Source organism: Cupriavidus malaysiensis (assembly GCF_001854325.1).
Classification (GTDB): domain Bacteria; phylum Pseudomonadota; class Gammaproteobacteria; order Burkholderiales; family Burkholderiaceae; genus Cupriavidus; species Cupriavidus malaysiensis.
Genome location: NZ_CP017755.1, coordinates 1216466 through 1227129, shown reverse-complemented (window position 1 = coordinate 1227129; position 10664 = coordinate 1216466). Strand labels below are relative to the sequence as shown.

Sequence of the window (10664 nt, the reverse complement as noted above, 5' to 3'; positions counted from 1 at the left end):
GACATCGGCGACATCGACCGGCTCTCACGCGACCGCGGCCGGCACCGCGCCCTGCCGCACGACAGCCGGCGCCGGCGCGCCCGGCTCGGCCGCTGCCTCCGGCTGGCCCGGCGCGGCCTCCGCGAGCGCCGCGGCGAGCCCGGACGGCACCGCCTCCATGCCGCCCAGCGGCAGCACCAGCGGCGCCTCGCGCAACGGTCCGCGCCGCTTGTGGAAGGCGATCGACAAGGCATTGCCCGGCAGCGGCGACAGCAGCAGCCGCAGCACCGCCGGCGACGATTCGCGCTGTGCCGCGGCCGGCCGCATCACCCACACCGCCGCATCGCCCGCCTGCGCCAGCACCTGCAGCCGGCGGATGGTCTCGGGCCGCGCGCCGGGCAACCACAGCAGCACGCCGCCGAAAGCCTGGCTGCGCAGGATCTGCTCGGCCGCCCAGGTCAGGTCGGCGCCGCGCCCGGCGCGCACCCAGTACAGGCGCTGCGCCGGCAGGCCCCAGGCTGCCAGCCCGGCCGCATTGGGCACGTGCGGCGCCCCCACCAGCGCCAGCGCGCGTCCTTGCGCCGCCAGCGCCTGCAGCGCCGGCCGCAGCAGGCGCAGTTCCCCCACCCCGCTCTCGGCCAGCAGCAACTCGCTCAAGGCACCGAGCGGCCAGCCGCCACCGGGCAGCTCGGCCGCCAGCGCGGCATGGCCGCAGGGGCAGACCGGCAGGCGGGCGGCCTGGCCGAGCTGCCCGGCCCGCCACAGGCCGGGATAGCGCCGTTCCAGCGCGTCCAGCGCCTGCATCCGCTGCGCCGGGGAAAGCGATGGCGATGGGAGCGACGGCCGTGGCGGCGCGGAGAGCCAGTCCTCCTGCGCCGGCGCCGGCGTGGGGACGGCGGTGGCCGGCATGGCGTGCGATGGCGAAATCATGTCTGCTGTGCGCCACCTGTCTGATGCCGGTGGCTGGAAAAATCCGATACTGTATATTTATACAGTATTTCTGGATAGAGGCAAGCGGGGGCCAGGCCGGGCTCACGCGCGCATGCTCGTCGTTCGCCCGTCGTCCCTGCCGGCTCGGCCGCCTCAATGTACACACATGGATTTACATCAGGCAGGCGGCGGCCTATAGTACATCCAGTACATCCACCGCACATCCGTGAGCAGGCATCCCATGCACACCACACGCCTCTTCAAGAACGGCAACTCGCAGGCCGTGCGTATTCCGGCCGACCTGGCCTACGACCGCACCGACGTGGAACTGGAGATCGAGCGCATCGGCGACGAGATCCGCATCCGCCCGGCGCGCCGGCCGCTGGCCGGGGTTCTGGAGAAGTTCGCGAAATTCGGCCCGGACTTCATGGCCGAGGGCCGCGACGAGCACGGCCAGGACGAGCGCGAGGCCCTCTGATGCCGCGCTTCATGCTCGACACCAATATGTGCATCTACCTGATGCGGGACCAGCCCGAGCAGGTGGCGAGACGCTTTGCGCAATGCTATGTCGGTGACGTGGTGATGTCTGCCATCACCTATGCCGAACTGGAATACGGCGTCGCCGTGTCGGCCGACCCCGCCCGGGAACGCCTGCACCTCGCCTCGCTGGTCGAGGACATTCCGGTGATGCCCTTCGAGGCGGCCGCGGCGCGGGCCTACGGCCCCGTCCGGCAGGCGACGCGCGAGCGCAGGAAGGACCATCTGGACAAGCTGATCGCAGCCCATGCGCTGGCACTGGACCTGGTCCTGGTCACCAACAACGAAAGAGACTTCGCGCACTATCCGGGCCTGCGGCTGGAGAACTGGTTGCAGGGATAGCGACGGAGATGGCGACGACGATGGCGACGGGGATGGCGACGGGGATGGCGACGGGAAGCCGCCCGGCCACGCCCGTCTACAATACGGCGCGTGATCCCCTGCCTTCCTCCTCTCCGTCACATGAGACACGCGCTCCTCTGCGCCCTGATCCTGGCCCTGCCGCCCGCCGCGCACGCCGCCGGCGACGCGCTGGCCGGCAAAGCCCTGTTCACCACCCGCTGCGCCTCCTGCCACAGCGTGGGCCCTTCGGCGCGCGGCGCCTTCGGCCCGCAGCTCAACGGCCTGTTCGGCCGGCATGCGGGCTCGACCACCGACTACCAGTACTCGGCGGCCATGAAGGCCTCGGGCATCGTGTGGACGGATGCCACGCTGAGCGCGTTCATCCAGTCGCCGGACAAGGTGGTGCCGGGCACGCGCATGCGTTTCTGGGGCATCGGCAACGCGCAGCAGATCGAGAACCTGCTGGCCTACCTGCGGACCTTCCGCTAGCCCTGGCGGGCGGGCACGCGCTGCGGGCGGCCCGCCCTGCCTGCCCCGGCCTCAGGCGGCCAGGCGGAACGACGATACGGCCTGGGTCAGCCGGCTGGCCTGCTCTTCGAGCGAGCCCGCGGCCGCGGCGGCCTGCTCCACCAGCGCGGCGTTCTGCTGGGTGACGGTGTCCATCTGCGTGACGGCCTGGTTGACCTGCTCGATGCCGGCGCTCTGCTCATGCGAGGCGGCGCTGATCTCGCCCATGATGTCGGTCACGCGCTTGACCGCGTCGACGATACCGGCCATGGTCTGGCCGGCCTGCGCCACCAGCTGCGAACCCTTTTCCACGCGCTCGGCCGAATCGCCGATCAGGGCCTTGATCTCCTTGGCCGCGGTGGCGCTGCGCTGGGCCAGGCTGCGCACCTCGCCCGCCACCACGGCGAAGCCGCGGCCCTGCTCGCCCGCGCGCGCCGCTTCCACCGCCGCGTTCAGCGCCAGGATATTGGTCTGGAAGGCAATGCCCTCGATCACGGCGATGATGTCCACCACCTTCTTCGAGGCGCCGTTGATCTGGTCCATGGTGTCGACCACCTCGCCCACCACCTCGCCGCCGCGCACGGCGATCTGCGAGGCATTGACGGCGAGGCCGCTGGCCTGGCGCGCGTTGTCGGCGTTCTGGCGCACGATGCCGGTCAGCTCTTCCATGCTGGCGGCGGTCTGCTGCAGCGACGAGGCCTGCTCCTCGGTGCGCTGCGACAGGTCGGTATTGCCGGCGGCGATCTGGCCGGTGCCGGTGGCGATCGAGTCCGTGCAGCTGCGCACCTGATGCACGATGCGCAGCAGGTTCTCGTTCATGTCGCCGAGCGCGTGCAGCAGCTGGGCGGTCTCGTCCTTGCCTTCGGCTTCGATGCGGCTGGTCAGGTCGCCCGCGGCCACGGTGCGCGCCACGCCGACCGCGCGATGCAGCGGCCGCACGATGCCGCGCGTCAGCCAGGCCGAGAGCGCGGCGCCGATGGCCAGCACGAAGACGCCCAGCACGATCAGGCCGTTGCGCGCCGACTCGTAGATACCGTTGATGTCGCGCGCGGTCGCGTCGATGCTGCGGCGCTGGATGTCCAGCAGCTTTTCCAGCGCGCCCAGGTAGGCCTCGCCGGCCGGCACGAATTCCTTGGCGAGCACTTCGTTGGCGGCGTCGGCCTGGCCCGCTTCCTTCAGCTTGGTGATCTTGTCGCGCGAAGCGTTGTAGGGATTGCGCACTTCGACGATCCTGGCCAGTGCGGCCTTCTCATCGTCCGTCGACAGCATCGGCCCCAGCTGGTCGCGCAGCTTGGCCATGGAGTCGGCGGAGAACTTCGTCTCGTCGGCGAAGAACGCGCCCAGCGCCGGGTCGGAACTGCGCGCCACCGCGGTGGTGCGGCGCACGCTGGCGTACATCAGCCGGTACCAGTCGCTGACGATGCGCTCCTTGGCGAGCGGCACCTGCATCATCTCTTCCGTGTGCCGTGCCACCTGGTGCAGTCGGAAGATGCCCAGGCCGGTCATCAGCATCGACAACAGCAGGACGACACCGAAGCCGATACCGAGACGCACGCCTATTCCAAGATTCTTCATTTTCTTCTTACCTTCTTACCCGAACATTGACAGCGACGGGCTGCGAAGATCGGCGAGGCCGCCTTCCGCCCGTTCCCCCGGCCGCGGCAGGCAGTCTCATGGGCGTGCCTACGGCGCATCAGGGTTAACGACGAATCCGGGGAATACCTTAGGGGTTAGCCCCGATATATTGCTGAAAATGTATGCACAAAGTGCGGGAAGCCTAACGAAATCAGCCGCCTGGACGCAGCGCGACGCGCCGCCTGCCGATGCCGGCAGGCGGCCCCCGTCCGCACTTGCCCGCCTTGACAAGAGATGCGGGCCGGAAGATTCTGGCTGGCGGTCCGGCCCCCGCGCATCCCTGCCATCGACCAGAACGGACAACAACGGCGGACAACAACGGCGGACAGGAACGGCGCGCGTCGCCTCCGGCCATCGCAATTGCAGGCGCAGCACAAGGCGGCTCCCGGCCAGGCTTCGGCTCGACCATCCTGCAGCGGGGGAGCCATCGATCCAGGTTGACACGAGGAACCAGCCCATGACGGGAAACCTGCTGTCCGACCCCGCCGCGCAGGATGCACGCGCGCACATCGCAACCATGCCGCTCGACGGCATCGATCCGGCCGATCCGCAATGGTTCGTGGACGACACCATCGGCGACATCTTCGCGCGCCTGCGCCGCGAGGATCCGGTCCACCGCTCCTGCAGCCCGATCGAGGGCATCGGCCACTACTGGTCGGTGACGCGCTACCGCGACATCATGCACGTGGAAACCCACCACGAGCTGTTCTCGTCCGACTGGACACGCGGCGGCATCACGCTGATGGATTTCCCGCCGGGCGAGGAGCGCCTGCAGATGTTCATCGCCATGGACCCGCCCAAGCACGACGAAGAACGCAAGGTGGTCAGCCCGATCGCCTCGCCGGGCAACCTGGGCGCCTGGGAAAGCCTGATCCGCGAGCGCACCTGCCGCGTGCTGGACAGCCTGCCGCGCAATGAAACCTTCAACTGGGTGGAGCGGGTCTCGGTCGAGCTGACCACGCTGATGCTGGCCACCCTGTTCGACTTCCCGCTGGAGGACCGCCGCCTGCTGACGCACTGGTCGGACATGATCACTTCCAACAAGCGCACCAACCCCGATGCGCCCGATCCCGAGGTGCGCATGGCCGAGCTGCACAAGATGCTGGCCTATTTCACGCGCCTGTGGAACGAGCGCGTCAACGCGCCGCCCAGCATGAACCTGGTATCGATGCTGGCCCACAGCCCGGCCACGCGCGCGATGGGCCCGATGGAATTCATGGGCAACCTGGCGCTGCTGATCGTCGGCGGCAACGACACCACGCGCAACTCCATGACCGGCGGCCTGCTGGCCCTGCACCAGAACCCGCAGGAAATGGCCAAGCTGCGCGCCGATCCCAACCTGGTGGACAGCCTGGTGCCCGAGATCATCCGCTGGCAGACGCCGCTGGCCTATATGCGCCGCACCGCCACCGAGGACACCGAGCTGGGCGGCAAGACCATCCGCAAGGGCGACAAGCTGGCCATGTGGTACCTGTCGGCCAACCGCGACGACAGCATGATCGCCGAGCCCGACCGCTTCCTGGTCGACCGCGAGCGGGCCCGCCAGCACCTGTCCTTCGGCTTCGGCATCCACCGCTGCGTGGGCAGCCGCATCGCCGAGCTGCAGCTCAAGGTCCTGTGGGAAGAACTGCTGCCGCGCTTCCCGGTGATCGAGGTGATGGGCCCGCCGACGCGGGTGCGCTCGTCCTTCGTGCACGGCTTCTCGCACCTGCCGGTGCGGATCCCGGGCTGAGCCGGCACGGGGCGCGCCAGCGCCCTGCCGCCGCGTCCCATGCCAGCCTTCGGCGGCGGCCGCCCCGGCCCGCCGCAGGCTTCCGTCCCGCTATCCGCCACGCCCTGGCCGCCCCGCACCACGTTCCCGTCCCCTCCCGATGACCCTCACCGCCACCGTCCTGCAGGACCGCCTGAACCACCGTCTGCACGAGACCGGCGTGGCCGGCGCCGCGCTGTCCTGCATCCGCGACGACGACATCCTGCTGGCCTGCGGCGGCGTGCGCGACCGCAACGACGGCACGCCGGTCGATGCCGGCACCGTGTTCGACGTGGCCTCGCTGACCAAGCCCCTGGTGTCCTACGCGGTGCTGCAGCTGGCCGACGCCGGGGTGCTGGACCTCGATGCGCCGCTGGCGGCCTTCACGCCCCCGCTGGTCGCCGGCGATGCGCGCGCCGCGGCCATCACCGCCCGCCACGTGCTGAGCCACACCGGCGGCCTGCCCAACCTGCGCGGCAGCGAGCCGCTGCGCACCTATTTCGCCCCGGGCGAGCGCTTCAGCTATTCCAGCGTCGGCTTCGGCTACCTGCAGTCCGCGCTCGAAGCCGTCACCGGCGAGCCGCTCGAAGCCCTGGCGCGGCGCCTGGTGTTCGCCCCGCTCGGCATGGCTTCGTCCAGCCTGGAATGGCAGCCGCGCTTCGCCGGCAACTTCGTCCATCCGCACGAGCACGACAAGCGCACCGCCAAGCACTACCCGCCGGGCGCGCATGCCTCGTACTCGCTGCACACCACGGCGCACGACTATGCGCGCTTCGTGCAGGCGGCGCTGCGTGGCGAGCGCCTGCGCCCGGCCACGCACCGGCAATGGCTGGAGCCGGTCCTGCCGGCGCCGCGCGACAGCGTGCTGTCGCTCGAGACGGAAGCGGCGCCCACTGCCGGCTCCGGCATCGGCTGGGGGCTGGGCTGGGGCATCGAGACGGCGCGCGGCGCCTTCTTCCAGTGGGGCAAGATGCCGGGCGTGCGCGCCTTCGTCATGGGCAGCCCGGCCGAGCGGCGTGCCGTGGTGCTGCTGAGCAACAGTAACCGCGGACTGCGCCTGATGCACGATGCAGCGCAATGGATACTGCCCGGCGAGCATGCGGCGGTGCGCTGGCTGCAGGCCTGCGTCAGCGAATGAACGTGGGGTGCCACCCCCCTCCTCTGCTATCGTTGACCGTGCCGCGCCATGCGGCGCCCCTACCCTGCGGAGACAAGCCAGATGAAAACCAGCGCAAGAAACCAGTGGGACGGCAAGGTCGCCGCCTTGCACCAGGGCGCGGTCCACGACGAGATCGAGGTCGAGATCCCCGGCGGCGCACGCATCGTCGCCACCATCACCCGCAGCAGCACCGAGCGCCTCGGGCTGGCCACGGGCAAGGACGTGGTGGCCCTGGTCAAAGCATCGTCGGTGATCGTCGGCGTGCCCGATCCGGGCATGCTGCTGTCGGCCCGCAACCAGCTCGCCGGCACCGTCAGCCATGTCGCCACCGGAGCGGTCAACAGCGAGGTGCGCATCGCCCTGCCCCAGGGCGGCGAGGTCGTCGCCATCATCACCAACGACAGCGTAGCCAGCCTGGGCCTGGCCGCCGGCAGCGCCGCCGTGGCCATCTTCAAGGCCTCCAGCGTCCTGCTGGCGGTGCGGACCTGATCCGCGCCCGGGAAATTCCCGCCCGGCCGGTCGGGACCTCAGCGCCGGCGCAGCAAGCCGTGCAGCATCTCGCCCAGGCGGACCACCTCCTCGTCCTGCCATGCGCTGAAGCCGACCAGCACGCCGGGCGGCAGGGACACGCGGTGGCACAAGGCGGACAGGGACTCGAGACGCAGGCCGTGCGCCCGCGCGGCGGCCAGCACGGCCGCCTCGTCGAGGCCCGGCGGCAGCCACCAGACGAAATGGAAGCCCGCCTGCTCGCCGCTGACACGCAAGGCCGCCTCGCCCACCGCCTCGCGCAGGCACTGCAGCACGCGGTCGCGCCGCTGCTGGTAGGCCGCGCGGGCGCGGCGCAGGTGGCGCGCGAAGGCCCCACTGCGCAGGAACTCGGCCAGGGCCAGTTGCTCGATCACGCTGTTCGAGCGCCCGGTGATGCGGCGCAGCTCCGAGAAGGCCGGCACCAGCCGGCGCGGCAGCACCGCATAGCCGATGCGCAGCGCGGCGAACAGCGTCTTGTTGAAGCTGCCGCAGTGGATCACGCGATCGCCCTCGTCCAGTGACTTCAGCGCCGGCAGCGGCAGGCGTTCATAGTTGAACTCGCTGTCGTAGTCGTCCTCCAGGATCCAGCAGTCGTTCTGCCCGGCCCAGTCGAGCAGCGCCATGCGGCGCGCCGCGGGCATGGCCATGCCCAGCGGCGACTGGTGGGCCGGCGTCACGTAGGCCAGGCGCGCGCGCCGGTAGCGCCGCGCCGCGGCGGGCGCGAAGCCGTCCTGGTCGACCGGCAGCGGCACCACGCGCGCGGCGTACTGGCGGAAGATCGGCTCGGCGTTCATGTAGGCGGGATCCTCGATCAGCACCTGGTCGCCCGCCGACAGCAGCAGGCGCGCGCTCAGGTCCAGCGCATGGCGGATGCCGCTGAGCACGATCACCTGCCCGGCGTCGCAGGCGATACCGCGCGCCGTACCCAGGTAGTGCGCGATCTGCTCGCGCAGCGGCCAGGCACCGAGCGGCTCGTCGGCCGACAGCTGCGCTGGCGTGATGCGGCGCGCGCAGCCGGCCAGCAGGCGGCGCCATTCGTCCAGCGGGAACAGGGCGGCATCCGCCAGCCGCGCGCCGAACGGCGCCGCGCGCGGCGCCTCTGCGGCGGAAGCGGGAGCGGGAGCGGCCGTGCCGCTGCGCGCCGGCGGGCACGCGGCGGCGGCTGTGACGAAGCGGTCCGGCAGCGTCGTGCTCACATAGGTGCCCGAACCGACCGCGCTGACCAGGTAGCCCTCGCCGCGCAACTGGTCGTAGGCCGCCTCGACCGTCATGCGCGCCAGCTGCCAGCGCTCGGCGAGGCTGCGCGTGGACGGCAGGCGCGCGCCCGCCGGCAGCGCGCCGCCGAGGATGCCGTCACGGATCTGCCGGTAGACCCAGGCTTGCTTCACCTCGCCCGGATGCGGCCCGTCAGTGGCGAGGTCCACGCTGGAGACACCGCGCGTCCGCCGGGAAAGTGGACTGGTCAATTTCTGTAATATGGATCTTCTGACAAGTCCACATTATCCCTACATTGAGCGCCATCGCGAACCCCACCGGAGTCAAGCATGGCCAACTCGCCAACCCGTCCTGCCTTCCTCTGCACCCTGGCGCCCGACGCGCGCCGCTTCCCGGCCGACAGCCAGTCCAGCCTGCTGGATGCCGCGCTGGCCGCCGGCCTCGCCGTGCCCTTCTCCTGCCGCCGCGGCGAATGCGGCTCGTGCCGCGCGCAGGTCATGGCCGGACAGCACGAACGGATCGCCCCGCCCTCGGAGTACGCGTATCCGGTGCAGGAGCAGGAACTGCTGCTGTGCCAGTGCCGCGCGCTCAGCGACCTGACGCTGCGCTTCCCGCACTGGCAGGCGCCGGCCGCAGCGGCTGCGCCGCGCACGGCCCGCGTCGTCTCGCTGGAGTACGTGGCGCGCACCATCGCGCGGCTGGTGGTCGAGGTGCAGGGCGGGACGCCGTTCGACTGGCAGGCCGGCCAGCATGTGCGGCTCGGCCTGGAACCCGGCAGCCTGCGCTGCTTTTCCATCGCCAACGTGCCGGGCGAACCGGCGAGTGAGTCGGCGAGTGAGTCGGCTGGCGAACCGGCAGGCAAGCGCCGGCTGGAATTCCACATCCGCCGCCTTCCCAGCGGGGCCTTCACCGACCGCGCGCTCGGCACGCTGGCGCCCGGCGACACGCTGCACCTCGAAGGCCCCGAGGGCGACTGCGTCTGGCCTGCCCCGCAGGCGGCGGACAGGGAAGCCAGGAATGGCGCCGACGCCGGGCAAGACCTCGTCCTGCTCGCCACCGGCACCGGCTTCGCGGGCGTGCGCCCCATCCTGCTGACCGCCCTGGCCAGCGGCGCCTGCCGCTCGGTCACGCTCTACTGGGGCAACCGCGAGGCGGAGGACTGCTACGCCGCCGACTGGCTCGACCGGCTGCAGGCACAACACCCCGCCTTGCGCTGGCAGCCGGTGCTGTCCGCCGGCGCCGCCACGCCGGGACGGGTCCAGGATGCCGCCCTGGCCGGGCGCCACGACTGGGCGCGCGCACGGGTCTACGCCTGCGGCCATCCCGGCATGGTGCGCGACGCGCGTGCCGCCCTGCACGCCGCCGGGCTGCCGCCGGCACGCTTCCACGCCGAGGCCTTCGTGCCGGCGGCGGCGCCGCGCCATCCCTGGGAACGGGTCGGGCCGCGCTTCAGCATGACGGCCCTGCTGGAGGCGCGGCGCCGTTCGATCGAGGCGGTCAATGCCGCCGCCGCCATGCTGCGCCCCGGCATCACCACCGGCGAAGCGATCGCCATGATCGACCGGCAACTGCAGGCCATGGGCTCCGCCTACAACTGGCATCCCACCTATGTGCGCTTCGGCGCCGACTCGGTCAACACCTGGCACCAACCCTCGCAACGCGAGCGGCGCCTGCGCGCGGACGACATCGTGGTCATCGACGTGGGCCCGGTCTGGGATGGCTACGAAGGCGACTATGGCGACACCTTCGTGCTCGGCGAGGATGCCGACCACCGGCGCTGCGCGCAGGCCGCGCGCGCGGTGTTCGACGCGGCGCGCCAGGCCTGGCTCGGCGGCATGAGCGGCAAGGCGCTGTATGCCTACGCCGAGACGCTCGCGCACGCGCACGGCTGCGAACTGGTGGCGGACGTGCCCGGCCACCGCGTCTCGGAATTCCCGCACGCGCTGTACGGCAAGCACCGCCTGGCCGACGTCGAGTTCGTGCCGGACGACGGCATCTGGGTGCTGGAGATCCAGGTGCGCGACCGCGCCCGGCCGATCGGCGCCTTCTTCGAGGATGTGCTGGTGCGCGCCTGAGGGATGC

The 10664-nt window shown here is 71.1% G+C and carries 10 protein-coding genes; 7 read left to right on the top strand and 3 right to left on the bottom strand.

Translation table 11 applies throughout. From position 1 onward, the window contains the following. Positions 1–24: 24 nt before the first annotated feature. The gene (imuA, locus tag BKK80_RS25070; RefSeq protein ID WP_418235915.1) at positions 25–909 is read right to left on the bottom strand and encodes a translesion DNA synthesis-associated protein ImuA; all 885 of its coding nucleotides are present in this window, start codon (positions 907–909) and stop codon (positions 25–27) included. A 241-nt stretch (positions 910–1150) separates the two neighbouring features. Between imuA and vapB the strand changes: the two genes are divergently transcribed. The 3 genes from vapB to BKK80_RS25055 all read left to right on the top strand — a co-directional run bounded on the left by vapB (position 1151) and on the right by BKK80_RS25055 (position 2277). Beyond that, entirely contained in the window at positions 1151–1387 is a 237-nt protein-coding gene (gene vapB / locus BKK80_RS25065) for a type II toxin-antitoxin system VapB family antitoxin (RefSeq protein ID WP_071021111.1), read from the top strand. After that, positions 1387–1788, top strand: coding sequence for a type II toxin-antitoxin system VapC family toxin (locus tag BKK80_RS25060; RefSeq protein ID WP_071021112.1), 402 nt, complete (start codon positions 1387–1389; stop codon positions 1786–1788). The genes vapB and BKK80_RS25060 overlap by 1 nt, the downstream gene beginning before the upstream one ends. A 120-nt stretch (positions 1789–1908) precedes the next feature. After that, entirely contained in the window at positions 1909–2277 is a 369-nt protein-coding gene (locus BKK80_RS25055) for a c-type cytochrome (protein WP_071021114.1), read from the top strand. 51 nt (positions 2278–2328) lie between these two features. Here BKK80_RS25055 and BKK80_RS25050 read toward each other — a convergent pair whose 3' ends face one another. Then, positions 2329–3870, bottom strand: coding sequence for a methyl-accepting chemotaxis protein (locus BKK80_RS25050; RefSeq protein WP_071021117.1), 1542 nt, complete (start codon positions 3868–3870; stop codon positions 2329–2331). A gap of 517 nt (positions 3871–4387) precedes the next feature. On the opposite strand from BKK80_RS25050, the gene BKK80_RS25045 reads away from it, so the two are divergent. The 3 genes from BKK80_RS25045 to BKK80_RS25035 all read left to right on the top strand — a co-directional run bounded on the left by BKK80_RS25045 (position 4388) and on the right by BKK80_RS25035 (position 7328). Next, positions 4388–5662, top strand: coding sequence for a cytochrome P450 (locus tag BKK80_RS25045; protein WP_071039726.1), 1275 nt, complete (start codon positions 4388–4390; stop codon positions 5660–5662). A gap of 139 nt (positions 5663–5801) precedes the next feature. After that, positions 5802–6818, top strand: a complete 1017-nt coding sequence (locus BKK80_RS25040) for a serine hydrolase domain-containing protein (RefSeq protein ID WP_071071736.1) — start codon at positions 5802–5804, stop codon at positions 6816–6818. Positions 6819–6899: 81 nt separating this feature from the next. Continuing rightward, complete coding sequence (locus tag BKK80_RS25035) at positions 6900–7328, top strand: TOBE domain-containing protein (RefSeq protein WP_071021125.1); 429 nt, start codon at positions 6900–6902, stop codon at positions 7326–7328. 38 nt (positions 7329–7366) lie between these two features. On the opposite strand, the gene pdxR is transcribed toward BKK80_RS25035, so the two are convergent. After that, positions 7367–8791: a MocR-like pyridoxine biosynthesis transcription factor PdxR gene (gene pdxR / locus BKK80_RS25030; protein ID WP_236903956.1), complete on the bottom strand. Its 1425-nt coding sequence runs from the start codon at positions 8789–8791 to the stop codon at positions 7367–7369. A gap of 120 nt (positions 8792–8911) precedes the next feature. Between pdxR and BKK80_RS25025 the strand changes: the two genes are divergently transcribed. Continuing rightward, positions 8912–10657, top strand: a complete 1746-nt coding sequence (locus tag BKK80_RS25025; protein WP_071071732.1) for an NAD(P)H dependent flavin oxidoreductase family protein — start codon at positions 8912–8914, stop codon at positions 10655–10657. The last annotated feature ends 7 nt before the right edge of the window (positions 10658–10664 follow it).